Annotated in this window: 16 protein-coding genes and 4 tRNA genes; 7 read left to right on the forward strand and 13 right to left on the reverse strand. The window is 66.9% G+C overall.

What is annotated here, in order from left to right; all coding sequences use genetic code 11:
* Nucleotides 1–96 precede the first annotated feature (96 nt).
* Together AC06E9_RS12220 and AC06E9_RS12225 are read left to right on the forward strand one after the other, a co-directional pair.
* On the forward strand, nt 97–1,023 hold the full coding sequence (locus AC06E9_RS12220) for a LysR family transcriptional regulator (protein WP_478056138.1): 927 nt from the start codon (nt 97–99) through the stop codon (nt 1,021–1,023).
* Nucleotides 1,024–1,146: 123 nt separating this feature from the next.
* Nucleotides 1,147–2,292: an alpha/beta hydrolase family protein gene (locus tag AC06E9_RS12225; RefSeq protein WP_478056139.1), complete on the forward strand. Its 1,146-nt coding sequence runs from the start codon at nt 1,147–1,149 to the stop codon at nt 2,290–2,292.
* Nucleotides 2,293–2,436: 144 nt separating this feature from the next.
* On the opposite strand, the gene AC06E9_RS12230 is transcribed toward AC06E9_RS12225, so the two are convergent.
* From AC06E9_RS12230 to AC06E9_RS12275, 10 genes are all read right to left on the reverse strand, one after another.
* Nucleotides 2,437–2,513: transfer RNA gene (locus AC06E9_RS12230), tRNA-Arg, on the reverse strand.
* Nucleotides 2,514–2,595: 82 nt separating this feature from the next.
* Nucleotides 2,596–2,672, reverse strand: a tRNA-Arg gene (locus AC06E9_RS12235).
* Nucleotides 2,673–2,726: 54 nt separating this feature from the next.
* Nucleotides 2,727–2,803 (reverse strand) — tRNA-Arg (locus AC06E9_RS12240).
* Between the two features lie 62 nt (nt 2,804–2,865).
* Nucleotides 2,866–3,705: an alpha/beta hydrolase family protein gene (locus AC06E9_RS12245; protein WP_478056140.1), complete on the reverse strand. Its 840-nt coding sequence runs from the start codon at nt 3,703–3,705 to the stop codon at nt 2,866–2,868.
* The gene (gene thiD, locus AC06E9_RS12250) at nt 3,702–4,511 is read right to left on the reverse strand and encodes a bifunctional hydroxymethylpyrimidine kinase/phosphomethylpyrimidine kinase (RefSeq protein ID WP_478049791.1); all 810 of its coding nucleotides are present in this window, start codon (nt 4,509–4,511) and stop codon (nt 3,702–3,704) included. The genes AC06E9_RS12245 and thiD overlap by 4 nt, the downstream gene beginning before the upstream one ends.
* A 43-nt stretch (nt 4,512–4,554) precedes the next feature.
* Nucleotides 4,555–5,226, reverse strand: coding sequence for a YoaK family protein (locus AC06E9_RS12255; protein ID WP_282262730.1), 672 nt, complete (start codon nt 5,224–5,226; stop codon nt 4,555–4,557).
* Between the two features lie 30 nt (nt 5,227–5,256).
* A complete protein-coding gene (locus AC06E9_RS12260) occupies nt 5,257–5,763 on the reverse strand; it encodes a hypothetical protein (RefSeq protein ID WP_478056141.1) in 507 nt (168 codons plus the stop codon).
* Nucleotides 5,760–7,157 (reverse strand): PhoH family protein, encoded by a 1,398-nt coding sequence (locus tag AC06E9_RS12265; protein WP_478056142.1) that lies wholly within the window; start codon nt 7,155–7,157, stop codon nt 5,760–5,762. Before AC06E9_RS12265 ends, AC06E9_RS12260 begins: the two co-directional genes overlap by 4 nt.
* A gap of 81 nt (nt 7,158–7,238) precedes the next feature.
* A complete protein-coding gene (locus tag AC06E9_RS12270; RefSeq protein WP_176989669.1) occupies nt 7,239–7,718 on the reverse strand; it encodes a peroxiredoxin in 480 nt (159 codons plus the stop codon).
* A gap of 78 nt (nt 7,719–7,796) precedes the next feature.
* Entirely contained in the window at nt 7,797–8,357 is a 561-nt protein-coding gene (locus tag AC06E9_RS12275; protein WP_019183297.1) for a glycine cleavage system transcriptional repressor, read from the reverse strand.
* A gap of 163 nt (nt 8,358–8,520) precedes the next feature.
* Here AC06E9_RS12275 and dapA point away from each other — a divergent pair, with 163 nt between their 5' ends.
* Both dapA and AC06E9_RS12285 read left to right on the forward strand, forming a co-directional pair.
* Entirely contained in the window at nt 8,521–9,414 is an 894-nt protein-coding gene (gene dapA, locus AC06E9_RS12280; protein WP_282262771.1) for a 4-hydroxy-tetrahydrodipicolinate synthase, read from the forward strand.
* Nucleotides 9,415–9,440: 26 nt separating this feature from the next.
* The gene (locus AC06E9_RS12285; RefSeq protein WP_152151542.1) at nt 9,441–9,965 is read left to right on the forward strand and encodes a hypothetical protein; all 525 of its coding nucleotides are present in this window, start codon (nt 9,441–9,443) and stop codon (nt 9,963–9,965) included.
* A gap of 70 nt (nt 9,966–10,035) precedes the next feature.
* On the opposite strand, the gene fdxA is transcribed toward AC06E9_RS12285, so the two are convergent.
* Entirely contained in the window at nt 10,036–10,359 is a 324-nt protein-coding gene (gene fdxA, locus AC06E9_RS12290) for a ferredoxin FdxA (RefSeq protein WP_121041829.1), read from the reverse strand.
* Nucleotides 10,360–10,464: 105 nt separating this feature from the next.
* Complete coding sequence (locus AC06E9_RS12295; RefSeq protein WP_478056143.1) at nt 10,465–11,394, reverse strand: SMP-30/gluconolactonase/LRE family protein; 930 nt, start codon at nt 11,392–11,394, stop codon at nt 10,465–10,467.
* 247 nt (nt 11,395–11,641) lie between these two features.
* Here AC06E9_RS12295 and AC06E9_RS12300 point away from each other — a divergent pair, with 247 nt between their 5' ends.
* Nucleotides 11,642–13,072, forward strand: coding sequence for a sugar porter family MFS transporter (locus AC06E9_RS12300; protein WP_478049788.1), 1,431 nt, complete (start codon nt 11,642–11,644; stop codon nt 13,070–13,072).
* A 150-nt stretch (nt 13,073–13,222) separates the two neighbouring features.
* Here the strand turns inward: AC06E9_RS12300 and AC06E9_RS12305 are convergent.
* Nucleotides 13,223–13,297: transfer RNA gene (locus tag AC06E9_RS12305), tRNA-Glu, on the reverse strand.
* Nucleotides 13,298–13,347: 50 nt separating this feature from the next.
* On the opposite strand from AC06E9_RS12305, the gene pcnB reads away from it, so the two are divergent.
* Nucleotides 13,348–14,715 carry a polynucleotide adenylyltransferase PcnB gene (gene pcnB, locus AC06E9_RS12310; RefSeq protein ID WP_152151658.1) on the forward strand — a complete coding sequence of 456 codons (1,368 nt, stop codon included), beginning with the start codon at nt 13,348–13,350 and terminating at the stop codon, nt 14,713–14,715.
* A gap of 3 nt (nt 14,716–14,718) precedes the next feature.
* Nucleotides 14,719–15,207 (forward strand): 2-amino-4-hydroxy-6-hydroxymethyldihydropteridine diphosphokinase, encoded by a 489-nt coding sequence (gene folK / locus AC06E9_RS12315; RefSeq protein ID WP_121041837.1) that lies wholly within the window; start codon nt 14,719–14,721, stop codon nt 15,205–15,207.
* Nucleotides 15,208–15,237 lie beyond the last annotated feature (30 nt).

The following is a 15,237-nucleotide window of genomic DNA, read 5'->3' on the forward strand; positions in this document are numbered from 1 at the left end:
GGCAGCTGCCGTTCCCTTTCCTGTTGCGGCCAGTATCCGCTTGCTGCGGCGCGTTGAAAAACGGATAGTTTCGCAAGCCATCATCGAAAAATTCGAATGCTCAAGCTCAGCCTCGACGCCCTGCAGATCCTGGATGCCATCGACCGCCGTGGTTCTTTCGCCGCAGCCGGCAAGGCTCTGCACAAGGTGCCATCGACCATTTCCTACACCGTCTCCAAACTGGAAGAGGACCTGGGCGTGCAGCTGTTCGATCGGGTGGGCCCGCGCGCGCACCTGACCCCGGCCGGGGAGGCGTTGCTGGAGGAGGGCCGCCATCTGCTGCGGGCGGCGCGGGAGCTGGAGATGCGGGTGCGGCGGGTAGCCTCCGGCTGGGAGGCCGAACTGACCGTGGCGGTCGACTCGATGTTCGTGCCGGCGCTGCTGGCCGAGGACGTGCGCGCGTTCACTGCGGTGGCCGAACAGACCCGTATGCGGCTGATCAGTGAATCGCTGTCAGGCACCTGGGAGGCACTGCTGGACCGGCGCGCGGACCTGCTGGTCGGCGCGGCGGGCGAGGGGCCCAGTGGCGGGGGCTATGTGGTCGAGCCGATGGGCGTGGTGCGTTTCGTGTTCGCGGTGGCGCCCTCGCATCCGCTGGCGGGCGCGTCCGAGCCGCTGGGCCGTGAGTCGTTGGCCGCCCACTGTGCGATCGCCGTGGCCGATTCGGCGCGGCGGCTGCTGCCGCGCACGGTCGGCCTGCTGATGGGGCAGGAGACCGTCACCGTGCCGGACATGGTCAGCAAGTTCCGCCTGCAATGTGCCGGGCTTGGTTTCGGTTTCCTGCCCGAGCCCTACGTGCAGCAGGCGGTGCGCGATGGCCGGCTGGTGATCAAGCAGGTCGAGGAGCCCAAGCCGGACGAGACGTTCTGGCTGGCCTGGCGCACCGGCGAGGAGGGAGCCGCGCTGAAGTGGTGGCGTGAGCGGATGCAGCGGCCGGCGGTGTTGGCGGGGTGGTGGCCGACGATGGAAGGCTGGCTGGGCTAACCAGCCGCCGGGGCCAACCTGAATCCTGGCCTCGCTGTCATCGGATGGTCATACAGATGCGATAGAGCGGCGCGGAGCGGATCGGTAACCTGCCCGACTCGATTGGTTTTTCCGACTCTGCCCATGAAGCGCTTGCTGCTGTTGCTGCTGGCCGGGGCTGGCCTGTGGCTGGCGGCCTGCTCCTCCTTGACCTCCACGGCTGCCTCGACCTCGTTGAGCGATCGGCTGATCGCGCCCGGTGGTGTGTCCACCCTGCTGGACATGCCGCGCATCGCCGACGCGGTGGACAGCGTCCCCAACCGGCATGGGCGGGTGACCGGCCGCGCGGGCGTGCCGATCTTCTGGCGGGCCTTCGACCCGGGCCAGTACGGGGTGCGCTACCACTACCTGCCCCAGCCGCACGACAACGGCGAGCCGCTGCGCACCGGCATGGCGCTGGACCTGCCGCATCCGTTCCAGCCGCAGGCGCCGCGCGGCACGGTGGTGCTGCTGCACGGCTGGATGATGAACGGTGACGCGATGCTGCCGTGGTCGCTGCAATTGGCGCAGTCGGGCTACCGCGTGGTCACCATCGACCTGCGCAATCACGGTCATTCCGGCGCCGGCCCGTCCGGTTACGGGACATTCGAATCGGATGATGTGGTCGATGTCATCGCTGCGCTGAAGGCACGCGGGGAGGTGGTCGGGCCGCTGTATCTTTTCGGCGTTTCCTACGGCGCCGCCACCGCGCTGTTCACCGCCGACAAGCTCGGCGACCAGGTCACCGGCGTGGTGGCGATGGAATCCTTCGCCAATGCCGGCGATGCGATCCGCAGCATGATCCCGCACCTGATGTCGCTGCAGCCGACGGCGTGGAAGGCGCAGGCCATGGCCGCCTATGGGCGCTGGCGCTACGGCGGGCAGGATATCGACCAGGTGATCGCCGCCGCCAGCCAGCGTCTGGATCTGGACCTGGATCGCGTCGACGTCACCCGCGCGCTGGCCGACAGCCGTACCTGCGTACTGCTGCTGCATGGCCAGGATGATCAGCATGTGCCGGTCGGGCAGGGCCGTCGTCTGGCTGCCGCCAGCCCACGTGTGCATTACATCGAAATGCGTGGCGAAGACCACATCACCCTGCCGCTGCGCGTGGATCTGCTGGGCGGCGTGGTGGATGACTGGCTGGCGCACGACGCCCATGCCGGTGGTGGCTGCCCGGCGCCGGAACTGCCGGGCGAAGCGGATCTGATGGCGATGCAGGCAGCCCAGGCCCACGCACCGCAGGGATGACCTCCCGGTAGTGCCGGCCGCTGGCCGGCTCCACGCGATCGTCCAGCATCCATGAGAGCCGGCCAGCGGCCGGCACTACCTGGTGACAGCTGGCGCCAACGCAAAAAAAACAGCAACCGATGGTTGCTGTTTTCGTCGATGCAATGGTGCGCCCGGAGAGATTCGAACTCCCGACCGCCTGGTTCGTAGCCAGGTACTCTATCCAACTGAGCTACGGGCGCATTTGCATTGTCTGGTTGTGTGTCCTGTCGCGCGTGTTGCCACGTTCGACGGGAAGGCAAGCACGCTTGCCCTTCGATGTAATGGTGCGCCCGGAGAGATTCGAACTCCCGACCGCCTGGTTCGTAGCCAGGTACTCTATCCAACTGAGCTACGGGCGCATTTACATCGAATTTTCATTGCTGATACCGACGGCGAAATCGATACCCTGTTGATGGTGCGCCCGGAGAGATTCGAACTCCCGACCGCCTGGTTCGTAGCCAGGTACTCTATCCAACTGAGCTACGGGCGCGTCAACAGGAGCGGAATTATGCGGATCGGCGTCGCATTCGTCAACGGTTTTTGTGAAGGTCTTCATTCAAATGAACGAAGAAGCTGCTCCACCACGGCTTCGGGCGTTTTCATCCAGGCGAAGTGATCGGCACGCGCACCCAGCATCTGCGCACTGACTACGCTGAGCTGCGCACGCATGCCCGGCATCTTGGCCAGCAGGCCCTGCATCGAGCCCGACGGTGCCAACCAGTCATGGTCCATCACCACGGCGGTCGCCTGGCCGCGTAGTTCGCGCATCCCGGCCTCCAGATCGGTCGCCATGCCAGCGGCCGCGTAGTGGTTGTTGAGGCCCACGCGCGACCAGTCGCGGATCAACCCGCGCGCCTCGGTGCCACCGAAGCCAAGCTTCCTGCCGTGCAGGACCCCTTGGCGCTGGGCCAACCAGGGCAGGAAGCGATACACCAGCGGCAGGGTCCAGCCACGCGGGGCCGGGAAGGTGCGCCAGTACGGCGTGCCACTGGCGACCAGCCACACGCGGGCGAAGCGCGGCGGATGCAGCCCGGCGAAACAGCAGGCCAGCTGGCCGCCGAGGCTGTGGCCGCCGATGATCAAGGGTGTTTCAGCGTCTGCGGGCACGTTTGCCAGGCTCGCCGGCAGGTCCTGCTCAAGGATGTCGCGGTAGCCCCAGTCCTGCGTGCGCGACGGGCGCAGGCTGCTGCTGCCGTTGCCACGCCACTCGTGCAGGTACACCGCGATGCCACGCGCAGCGAGCGCCTCGGCGAACGGCAGGTAATGGCGCGCGGCCACGCCCAGCGCCGGCAGCCACAGCAGACGTGCGCGCGGCTGTGCCGGGACACGCGCCAGCAACTCGACGCGATGGCCATCGCCGGTCTGCACGGGCAGGGGCGAGGCGTCGATCATGCCGGACGTGCCGCGCCGAAGTGGTCGATCACCAGTACCTCGCTGCGGCCCGGGTAATAACCGCTCTGCAGGCCACGCGCGACGTAGTCGATGGCCGCTTCGCAGGCGTTGGGCAACGAGAGCCCCTGGCACAGCTGCGCGGCGATAGCCGAGGCCAGGGTGCAGCCGGTGCCGTGCGCATCCACCGGCAGGCGGGTATGGATGAATTCTTCGCGGGTCACACCGTCGAAGTAGCGATCGATCACGCGGCTGCCTTCGTCCAGATGGCCGCCCTTGAGCAGCACCGCGCCGGCGCCCAGATCCAGCAGTGCATCGGCGGCATCTTCGGCATCCTCGGCGGTGACGATGCGCCGGCCGAGCAGCAGCTCCGCTTCGGGGGTGTTGGGCGTCAGCAGCGTGGCCAGCGGGATCAGGCGCGTGCGCATCGCCGCCAGTGCGCTGTCTTCAAGCAGCTTGGCGCCGCTGGTGGCGACCATCACCGGATCGAGCACCACATGGGGCGGGCGGTGCTTTTCCAGTGCGTCGGCCACCAGTGCGATCACTTCGGCGTTGGCCAGCATGCCCAGCTTCACCGCATGGATATCGAAATCGGCGAAGCAGGCATCGATCTGCGCCTGCAGGAAGTCCAGCGGCGGCACGTGTACGGCGGTAACGCCGCGGGTGTTCTGTGCGGTCAGTGCGGCGATCGCGGACAGGCCATGCACGCGATGGGCGGCGAAGGCCTTCAGATCGGCCTGGATGCCGGCGCCACCGCCGGAATCGGAGCCGGCGATGGTCAGGGCGGAAACGGGGCTGGAAGGCGTCATGCCCCAATTGTGCAATGTTTGTCGCGGCAGTGCTGCCGCGCCCTCAGCGTGCCCGAAGCAGTGCCCACTGCCGGTACAGCACGTAGCCCAGCCCGGTGCCGCCGGTGAGCAGTGCGGGGGCGAGCAGGGCGTCGTAGCCGAAGCGCAGGAACAACAGGGCGCCCATCACGCCGCCGGCCAGGAAGCCGCTGACGATCAACCCGCTCAGGGTCAGCCGCCGGATCGGCAGTGGCAGACCGCGCATCAGGTGGCCCAGCCCGATCCCGAGATCGGTGAACATGCCGCTGAGATGGGTGGTGCGCACCACCGCGCCACTGAAGGTGGTGGCCATCGCGTTCTGCAGTCCGCAGGCCATCGCCGCCGCCAGCGCCCCCCAGATCTGCTGCTGTTTGAACAGCGGGATCGCGACCAGCAGCAACAGCGATTCCAGCGCCAGCACGACGCCATAGCGGCGGCCCAGCTGCAGGCCGCTGTCCTGGATGATCACCCCGCTGAGCGTCGCGCCCACGCAGAACGCGATCAACAGCCCCCACAGATGCCCGACCACGCGCCAGTCGCGTTGGGCCAGCGCCATGCCGAGCTGGCTGGTGGTGCCGGTCATGTGGCTGACGGCCTGGTGTTCGAACCCCAGGAAGCCGACCACGTTGACCATCCCGGCTACGCAGGACAGGGCGATCGCCCCGATCCAGACCCAGGTGGGCAGCCGGATGCTCATCCGGCGTGCGTGCGGGTGGTCACGGCACGATCAACGGCCCGCGGGCGGGCCGTTGAACTGCACATCCGAGAAGCTGCCGCTGGCCGGATCGAACAGCGCGCCCCAGAACTGTGCGCCGCCATCGCAGACCCGGATCGCATCGCGCGCCGGATCGATATCGGCGTCGTCGGGCAGATGGAAGGCGTTGAGATAGATCAGCTGGCGGCCGTCCATTTCGATGCCGACATATTGGCGGTCGAAATCGGCGGCCTTGGGCACCTGCGTCTCCAGCGACGGCAACCGGGCTTCCAGCTGCTCCACCTGCTGGCGGCTGGGGGCCCAGTAGCCGGTGATGCGCCCCGGCTCGCGGCCGGGGCTGGAGCGCGAGCAGGTATCCAATACCTGGGCGGCGACGACGGGACGGGTCACCACCCAGGACTGGCCGGTCTTGATCGCGGTCGGGACGCTGGCGCCCGGCCGCGTGTTGGCGGGCGTGCAGGCTGCCGCCAGCGCAGCAAGCGCCAGCGGCAGGAGGGCACGGGACAGGGAACGGCTCACAACACCTCCGAGGCGTAATCGGCCAGGCGCGAACGCTCGCCACGGCGCAGCGTGACGTGCGCGCTGTGCGGCCAGTTCTTGAAACGGTCCACCGCGTAGGTCAGGCCCGAGGTGGTCTCGGTCAGGTAGGGGGTATCGATCTGTTCGACGTTGCCCAGGCAGACGATCTTGGTCCCGGGGCCGGCACGGGTGATCAGGGTCTTCATCTGCTTGGGGGTGAGGTTCTGCGCTTCATCCAGGATCAGATAGCGCGACAGGAAGGTGCGGCCACGCATGAAGTTCAGCGAGCGGATCTTGATCCGGCTGGCGATCAGGTCGTTGGTGGCTGCACGCCCCCACGCGCCGCCTTCCTGCGTATGCGTGAGCACTTCCAGGTTGTCGGTCAGCGCGCCCATCCACGGCGTCATCTTTTCTTCTTCGGTACCGGGCAGGAAGCCGATGTCCTCGCCAACGCTGACCGTCGCACGGGTCATGATGATCTCGCGGTAGCGCTGCTGGTCCATGGTCTGGGCCAGGCCGGCGGCCAGCGCGAGCAGCGTCTTGCCGGTGCCGGCGGTGCCGAGCAGGGTGACGAAATCGATCTCCGGGTCCATCAACGCATTGAGCGCGAAGTTCTGCTCGCGGTTGCGCGCGCTGATGCCCCACACCGCGTGGCTGCCGTGGCGGAAATCGTTGACCAGCGACAGGGTGATCCTGTCGCCGTCCACCTTGGCCACGCGCAGTTCGACTTCGTCGTCGCCCGGCAGGTAGGCGTACTGGTTGGGGTGCCAGTTCTCGTCTTCGCTGGCGATGATTTCGTAACTGGTGCGGCCCTTGTCGCTCCAGCTGCGCAGGCTGTCGGTGTGCTTCTTCCAGAAGTCTTCCGGCAGCTCGGTGGCGCCGGTGTAGAGCAGGCTGAAATCGTCCAGCGCGCGGTCGTTCTCGTAATCCTCGGAGACGATGCCGGCAATCGCTGCCTTGATCCGCAGGTTGATGTCCTTGGACACGAACACCACCGGAATCTCCGGCACCTGTTCCTTCAGCGCCAGGATCGCGCCGAGGATGGCGTTGTCCGGAATCACCGCGCCGAAGCTCTTGCCCGCATCGAAATGACTGGTCTGGAAGCGCAGCAGGCCCACGCTCTGCTTGCCGCGCAGCTGCAGCCCGTTGGGACGCTGCAGCGGGATGCCATCGGCCAGGTTGTCCAGGCCCGAGGCCTGCACCAGCTCATTGAGGAAGCGGCTGACCTGGCGCGCATTGCGGCTCGCCTCGGTGGTGCCCTTCTTGCCGTTGTCCAGCTCTTCGATCACCTGCATCGGCAGGTAGACATCATGCTCCTCGAACTTGAACAGCGCGGTCGGATCGTGCATCAGCACGTTGGTATCCAGTACGTAGATGCGCTTGCCTCGGGTCATCGTCAATTCCTGGTGGCAGAACAGGGACAAGCCATCACGACCTGCGGGGCAGGGTGATGGCCATTGGGGGTGCCGGGTTGATCACTGGGTTTTCGCGGCCTTCAGGGCTTCAAGGACGGTGTCTGCGTGGCCGGCCACTTTGACCTTGCGCCACACCTGCACGATACGACTGTCCGGCGAAATGAGGAAGGTGCTGCGCTCGATGCCACGCACCTGCTTGCCGTACATGTTCTTCAGCTTGATCACGTCGAACGCCGTGCACAGCGCTTCATCGCCATCGCTGATCAGCGGAAAGGCGAAGCCCTGCTTGGCGCAGAAATTGTCGTGGGATTTGACCGAATCGCGGGAGACGCCGAAGACGCGAGCGCCGGCCTTCGTGAACTGCGGGAGCAGTGCGTTGAAATCGATGCCCTCGGTGGTGCAGCCCGGGGTGCTGTCCTTGGGGTAGAAGTACAGCACCAGCCACTGGCCGGCCAGATCGCCGAGGGTGGTGGTCTCGCCGCCGGACAACGCCAGCGGCAGTGCGAGGGTGGTGCTGTCCAGGGTGTCGCCGTCGTTCATGGGTTCCTTTCCGGATCCTGGGGTAGATCTACTACAACTGCATGAAACCCCGCGCGCCCGTGACGAACGCGCGAAGCATCAGAACTTCATCGGGTCCATGATCGCATCGAGGTTGAGGTGATCGCAGAACTCGAGGAAATCATCGCGCAGCGCGGCAATGTGCATGTTCGCCGGCACCCCGATCGTCACCTGCGCGGAGAACATTTCCGCACCGGTCTGCATTGCGCGGTAACGCGTGCTCTGCAGGTTTTCGATGGTGATGCCCTGGCGGTCGAAGAAATCGGCCAGCTGGAACAGGATCCCTGGCTTGTCGGCGGCGATCACTTCCACGATGTAGGGCAGCAGGTTGGACTGCGCCTGCTTGGCACCGGTGCGGTACCAGACCAGCTTCAGGCCTTCCTCACGCTCCAGCCGGGTCAGCATCGCCTCCAGCTTGGCCACCGAGTCCCACGAGCCGGTGGCCAGGGCGGTCACGGACACGTCGCGCCCGACCGTGGCCAGGCGGGCATCGACCAGATTGCAGCCACTGTCGGCGATACGCCGGGTCACAGGCAGCAGGGGGGACTCCGGATGCGTCGTATAGGCGTTGATCAGGAGGTGGTTTTCGGTCGGCGCAGGCCGCGGCGTGGTGTCGGTCAAGATGGTTCCGGGTGATACAAGGTGAGTCTGAACGGCCGGCGACGGCACGTTCGCCGGAGTCCAGCATACTTGCCCGCGCTTTCGACCCGCAAGTAACATGCAACGTACATCTGGCCGGCGTTTACGCAGGCAAGGTGCCCCCTTTCTTCCGAGCACGATGTCCTTGTCCCTTTCCGGTCTCATCACCGCGCTGGCGACGCCCTTCCAGGCGAACGGCGCATTGGATCCCGACGGTTGGCAGCGCCTGCTGCACCTGCAACTGGAGGGTGGTGTTCACGGGGTGGTGGTGGCCGGTTCGACCGGTGAAGCCGCTGCCCTGTCCGACGACGAATACGACCAGCTGCTGCGCAGTGCGGTCAAAACCGTCGCCGGGCGCATCCCGGTACTGGCCGGGACCGGCCTGTCGGGGACGGCCAAAACGATCGAGCAGACCCGTCGTGCGGCCGCCAACGGCGCGACCCATGCGCTGGTGGTGACCCCGCCGTACGTGCGCCCGACCCAGGCCGGCCTGATCGCGCATTACCGCGCGGTGGCCGACCAGGGCGGCCTGCCGGTCATCCTGTACAACGTGCCCGGCCGCACCGGCTGCGACATGCTGCCCGAGACCGTCGCCGAGCTGGCCCGCCACCCGAACATCGTCGGCATCAAGGAAGCGGTGGGCGATGTGGGCCGCGTCAATGCCCTGCTGGCCCTGCGTACGCCGGACTTCGCCATCCTCAGCGGTGACGACGGTACGGCCGCGCGTTCGATCCTGTCCGGCGTGGATGGCTTGATCTCGGTGGGCTCCAACGCCCTGCCGGGCGCCTACCGCCGGATGTGCGACCTGGCGGCGGCCGGGGAACGCGAGGCGACCGAGTCGTGGGATGCCCGTCTCGAGCCGTTCCATGAATTCTGCGGCGTGGAGTCCAACCCGATCCCGGTGAAGGACCTGCTGCGCCGAATCGGCATTGGTGACGGCCTGCGCCTGCCGCTGCTGCCCTTGTCCGCGGCCCATCACGCCGCTGCCGAACACCTGGCCACCGATATCGGTGCGCTGGAAGCACTATCCAACCACTGATGTCAGTGGTCACCCAGGAGATTCCCATGCGTCAATCCGTTTCCGCCTTCCGCGTGCTGTCCTTCGCGATCCTGGCTACCGCCACCCTCGTCGGCACCACCGGTTGCTTCAAGCGCGGCGCCAAGGGCGACTACGCCCTGGCCCCGGAAGTGCGCCCGCTGGAAGTGCCGCCGGATCTGAACGTGCCGGCCGGCCAGGCCGCCGCTACCGCTGCGACCAGCTCCTCGCTGGCCTCGCAGGCGGCGCGTCCGGCCCCGGCCGCGAACCCGGCGGCCGCCAACAACGCCGGCTTTACCGTGCCGGGCACCAAGGAAGAGGTGTTCGCCAAGGTCGGCACCGCGCTGGAGGCCGTTGAAGGCGTGAAGATCGCCAGCAAGGCCCAGCTGCTGGGTTCCTACGACGTGGCCTTCGAAGGCAGCGACTTCCTGGTCCGCGTGGTCGCCGTCGATGCCGGTGCTTATGTGTCGGCCGTCGACCCGCGTGGCCTGCCGGCCACCGCGGCGGCCCCGACCAAGCTGCTGGGCGAGCTGAAGGCGAAGCTGGCTCCGTAACCGGAACCGGTCAGAGAAACGAAAAGGGCGCCGTCGGCGCCCTTTTTCGTTGCCGCCAGCGCCCGACGGCTCAGCGTTCCAGAAGCGTCAGCTTGTCCGGCTTGCCATCCCATTCGCCGGCATCGGCGGGCGGGTCCTTGCGCACGGTCAGCACCGGCCAGGCCTTGGCCAGCTCGGCGTTCAGGGCGACGAATGCTTCCTGCCCGGCGGGCACGTCGTCTTCGGGGAAGATCGCGTTGACCGGGCACTCCGGTTCGCACAGGGTGCAATCGATGCACTCATCCGGGTCGATCACCAGGAAGTTGGGGCCTTCGTGGAAGCAATCCACGGGGCACACTTCCACGCAATCGGTGTGTTTGCACTTGATGCAGTTTTCGGTGACGACAAAAGGCATGGCTGGATCTGAATCCGACAGTGAGCCGCACAATTCTAGAACAGGTTGGTCCGTGGCGCGGGATCGGATCGTGCCTGAAACCCCGAAATGCCGCTGGCGCAAGGCTCAGCCCCAGCGGAAGGGACTCTCGGGCAGGCCGGGGATGCCGGTCTCCAGCGCAAATACGCCGCCGGCGCGCGGGCTGGCCGCCAGTTGCTGGTCGGTGTGGTCCAGCCGGGAACTGGTGATCATCAGGTGCCGCAGCGAGGGCCCGCCGAGCGCGACGCAGGTCGGGTTGCGCACCGGCAGCAGGACCACCCGGTCAACCTGTCCGTCAGGGCGATAACGCACCACGCGGGAGGCGCGCCACTGCGCGTTCCAGACGCCGCCATCGGCATCCACAATGGCCCCATCGGGTTCCCAGTCCGGATCGGGCAGCGCAGCGAACAGGCGCGGCGCCCCGCAGTGCGCGCGCTCGGCGTCGTAATCGCAGCACCACAGCGCCGGCCGTACCGAATCGCAGAAGTACATCGTGGCGCCGTCCGCACTGAAACAGATCGCATTGGGAATGACGACGTCCGGCAGGTTCAGTTCGCGCAGGCCATGGCGCATCGAAAACTGGTAGTAACGGCCGAGCGGTGCACGCGCAGGATCCTCGCTCATGGTGCCGAACACCAGATTGCCGGCGCGATCGGTACGGCCGTCATTGCTGCGCGTGTCCGCGACATCGGGCTGCACATCGGCCAGCCATTCCAGCGCGGGCGCCGGGGCATCGCCGTCGCGGTCGATATCCAGCCGCTGCAATGAGCCGGCCAGCGCGATCAGCAGGCGGCCGTCGTCCCCTTCGGCGAGGCAGCCGGGCCGGTCCGGCAGCAACCAGCTCCGGTGACTGCCGTCGGCACTGCGGTACTGCCACAAGCGGCGCTCACTGATATCCACCCAGAAAAGGCATTGCCGGCGGGCCGACCACAGGGCGCCTTCGCCATGGGTGCAGCGGCTGTCGACCAGCAGTGGAACATCGGCGACAGCGGAAGACGGGGCGGCGGCGTCGCGCATTCGGCAGGCTCACAACATCAGCGGGCGTTGCATTCTGCCACCGGGTCGATCCATCCCGTGTGCGCTGCGCCTCACTGCCGAGACAATGCCGCAGTGCACGATTGCAGAGCCGCCGATCCCCGGTCCAAGATGGAGGTGACTACCGGTAGACAGTCAGGCGCGGGGGTACGGCAGACGACGGTTCTGATCAACCACCATCTGCTGTGCTGATCCGCAGCATCCAGTGTCCCTTCAACCAGGGGTTCCCATGTCCAGTGCTTCGCTCAGCAGTACCCGCGCCGGTAGCGGCGAGAACACCGGTTTCATCGTCCTGATCAGCTGCGTGGCCACCATCGGTGGCTTCCTGTTCGGGTTTGACAGCGGTGTGATCAACGGCACCGTCGATGGCCTGAAGGACACCTTCCAGTCCAGTTCGGCCGGGATCGGCTTCGAGGTCGCCTCGATGCTGCTCGGCTGCGCGATTGGTGCATTCTTCGCCGGCCGCCTCGGCGACCGGCTCGGCCGCCGCGGCGTACTGATCATCGCCGCGGTGATGTTCCTGTTCTCCGCCTTGGGGGCAGGGGCGGCACACAGCTCCACGGTGTTCATCATCGCCCGGGTGATCGGTGGCTTCGCGGTGGGTGCGGCCAGCGTGATGTCGCCGGCCTACATCGCCGAGGTGGCCTCGGCCCGCTACCGCGGCCGGCTGGCGACGGTGCAGCAGATCGCGATCATCAGCGGCCTGTTCTGCGCCTTCCTCAGCAACTATCTATTGGCCAAGGCGGCCGGTGCCTCCACCCAAGCGCTGTGGCTGGGGCAGGCGGCATGGCGCTGGATGTTCTGGATGCAGGCCATTCCCTCGCTGCTGTTCCTGTGCCTGCTGCTGGTGATCCCGGAGAGCCCGCGCTTCCTGGTGGTCAAAGGGCGCCGTGACCAGGCCCTGGCGGTGCTGACCCGGCTGTACGGCCCGGTCGAGGCGCAGGCCAAGATCACCGAGATCGAAGGCTCGCTGTCCCAGGACCAGCACCGCCCGACCTTCTCGGATCTGATCAGCAAGACCACCGGCAAACTGCGCCCGATCGTCTGGATCGGCATCGGCCTGGCGGTGTTCCAGCAACTGGTCGGCATCAACGTCGTCTTCTATTACGGCGCGGTGCTGTGGCAGGCGGTGGGCTTCTCGGAGAACGACGCGCTGCTGATCAACGTGCTCTCGGGTGCGCTGAGCATCGGTGCCTGCCTGATCACCGTGGTCCTGATCGACCGCATCGGCCGCAAGCCGCTGCTGTGGATCGGCTCGGTCGGCATGGCGATCTCGCTGGCGCTGGTCACCATTGCCTTCGCCAGTGGCTCGCTGGATACCGCCGGGAAGCTCCAGCTCACGGACAACATGGGCGTGCTGGCGCTGGTGGCGGCCAACGTCTACGTGATCTTCTTCAACATGTCCTGGGGCCCGGTGATGTGGGTGATGCTGGGCGAGATGTTCCCCAACCAGATCCGCGGTTCGGGGCTGGCGGTGGCCGGCGCGGCGCAGTGGACCTCCAACTTCGCCATCACCGTGTCCTTCCCGATCCTGCTGGGCAGCATCGGCCTGGCCGGTGCCTACGGCATCTATACGGTGGCGGCGGTGATCTCGGTGTTCTTCGTGCTGCGCTTCGTCAAGGAGACCAAGGGCAAGGAACTGGAGCAGATGGAGGGCTGAGCCGCTCCCGACGGCCCTGCGCGCAGGGTAGGGGCCGGGTCGGGGAGTGCGCTCCCCGGTCCGGGCCTGGCAGGGCAGGCGCCGCAGGCCTTGGGCCCTGAACGCAAAAAACCCCGCCGTGGCGGGGTTTTTGGCTTTCTGCACCGCGACTGGTGCTCCCTAGGGGACTCGAACCCCTGTTTTAGCCTTGAGAGGGCCACGTCCTAACCATTAGACGAAGGGAGCAGACTTTGTCGCGAACTGCGCAGCGCGCTAGTATATGGACCTAGATGCCATTGGGCAATCCCGAAAACTCAACCGGAAGCGCCAACATCAATTCCTCTGCTACATCACCGTTCAGCCTGCGCGTGATCCCGCGCGATCAGCACAACATCTCCCGCAAGGACATCAGCCCCAACGCCCTGCGCGTTCTGTACCGGCTGCGTGATTCCGGGTTTGCCGGTTACCTGGTCGGCGGCGCCGTCCGCGATCTGCTGGTGAACGGCCACCCCAAGGATTTCGACGTCGCCACCGACGCGACGCCCGAGCAGGTCAAGCAGTTGTTCCGCAACTGCCGGCTGATCGGCCGCCGCTTCCGCCTGGCGCACGTGGTGTTCGGCCGCGAGATCATCGAGGTCGCCACCTTCCGCGCCAACATCGACGATGGCAGCGGCGACCGTGAGATGGAAAACGGCATGCTCGTGCGCGACAACGTGTACGGCAGCATCGAAGACGACGCGATCCGCCGCGACTTCACCTGCAACGCCCTGTACTACGCGATCGAGGATTTCTCGGTCCGCGATTACACCGGCGGCTTTGAAGACGTGCAGGCCCGCCTGATGAAGCTGATCGGCGATCCCGAGCAGCGCTACCAGGAAGACCCGGTGCGCATGCTGCGCGCGGTGCGCCTGGCCGCCAAGCTGGGCTTCCAGATCGAAGAGGCCACCGCCGAACCGCTGCCGCGCCTGGCCAACCTGTTGGCCGAGGCCGCCCCGGCACGCCTGTTCGAGGAAGTACTCAAGCTGTTCCTGTCCGGGCACGGCGTGGCCAGCTTCGAAGGCCTGGAGCGGTACGGTCTGCTTGACGTCATGTTCCCGGAAAGCGCCGCTGCGCTGCGCAGCAACCGCAGTGGCGCGCTGCGCCGGATGGTCATCGAAGGTCTGCACAACACCGATCTGCGTGTGGCCAATGATGAGCCGGTGTCGCCGTCGTTCCTGTTCGCGCTGCTGCTGTGGCCGGCGTTCTGCCGCGCCCTGGCCAGCCTGCAGAAGCAGGGCGTCGCGCTGGAAGAAGCGCAGCGCCGTGCGGCGGACCGCGTGACCCTGCACCAGCTGACCACGATTGCCCTGCCGCGCCGCTTCTCGCTGCCGATGCAGGAAATCTGGCTGCTGCAGGGCCGCTTCGGCTCGCGTCAGCGCAAGCGCGTGATCCGAACCCTGACCCATCCGCGCTTCCGCGCCGCCTACGACTTCCTGGTCCTGCGCCAGGTCGCCTCCAGCGAGCACGAAGCCGATGTGGCGTTCTGGCGCGAAGCCCAGCTGCAGTCCGGCACCGAGCTGGATTCGGCACTGGATGCCGCCCAGGCCGACGGCGAGGGCGAAGACGGTGCGCCGCGCAAGCGTCGTCGCCGCCGCCGTCGGCCCGGTGGAGTGGCAGGCGAGTAAGCCGTGACCCTGGCCTGTATCGGATTGGGCGCCAATCTCGGGGACGCCGCGCAGACCCTGCGCGATGCGTTCCCGGCGCTGGCGGCCCTGCCGCAGACCACACTGCGCGCGCGCTCGCAGCTGTACAGCACGCCGGCCTGGGGCAACCAAGACCAGCCGGCGTTCGTCAATGCCGCCGCCGTGCTGGAGACCACGTTGCCCGCACCGGATCTGCTGGCTGCCCTGCTGGAGATCGAGCGCCGCTTCGGCCGCGTCCGTGATCCTGCCGTGCACTGGGGGCCGCGTGCACTGGATCTGGACGTGCTGCTGTACGGCGAACAGATCATCGATCTGCCGCAGCTGCAGGTACCGCACCCCTATCTGCATGAGCGCGCGTTCGCGCTGCTGCCGCTGGCCGAGATCGCGCCGGACGCCATCATTGCCGGGCACGGCCGCGTGCGGGATGCTGTGATGCGGGTCCAGGCCTGCGGGATCGCTTCAATAGGAGGATAATGCGGGGCTTATCGCCACCGGTTATCAGCT

This window comes from Stenotrophomonas sp. Steno-Z10-BAI (genome assembly GCF_056393115.1).

Coding starts and splice junctions, on each gene's coding strand:
- AC06E9_RS12255 (WP_282262730.1), bottom strand. CDS start 5,226: ATGAGCATCCGGCTGCCCACCTGGGTCTGGATCGGGGCGATCGCCCTG.
- AC06E9_RS12295 (WP_478056143.1), bottom strand. CDS start 11,394: ATGCGCGACGCCGCCGCCCCGTCTTCCGCTGTCGCCGATGTTCCACTG.
- thiD (WP_478049791.1), bottom strand. CDS start 4,511: ATGACGCCTTCCAGCCCCGTTTCCGCCCTGACCATCGCCGGCTCCGAT.
- AC06E9_RS12285 (WP_152151542.1), top strand. CDS start 9,441: ATGCGTCAATCCGTTTCCGCCTTCCGCGTGCTGTCCTTCGCGATCCTG.
- AC06E9_RS12220 (WP_478056138.1), top strand. CDS start 97: ATGCTCAAGCTCAGCCTCGACGCCCTGCAGATCCTGGATGCCATCGAC.
- fdxA (WP_121041829.1), bottom strand. CDS start 10,359: ATGCCTTTTGTCGTCACCGAAAACTGCATCAAGTGCAAACACACCGAT.
- AC06E9_RS12245 (WP_478056140.1), bottom strand. CDS start 3,705: ATGATCGACGCCTCGCCCCTGCCCGTGCAGACCGGCGATGGCCATCGC.
- AC06E9_RS12300 (WP_478049788.1), top strand. CDS start 11,642: ATGTCCAGTGCTTCGCTCAGCAGTACCCGCGCCGGTAGCGGCGAGAAC.
- AC06E9_RS12265 (WP_478056142.1), bottom strand. CDS start 7,157: ATGACCCGAGGCAAGCGCATCTACGTACTGGATACCAACGTGCTGATG.
- AC06E9_RS12225 (WP_478056139.1), top strand. CDS start 1,147: ATGAAGCGCTTGCTGCTGTTGCTGCTGGCCGGGGCTGGCCTGTGGCTG.
- AC06E9_RS12270 (WP_176989669.1), bottom strand. CDS start 7,718: ATGAACGACGGCGACACCCTGGACAGCACCACCCTCGCACTGCCGCTG.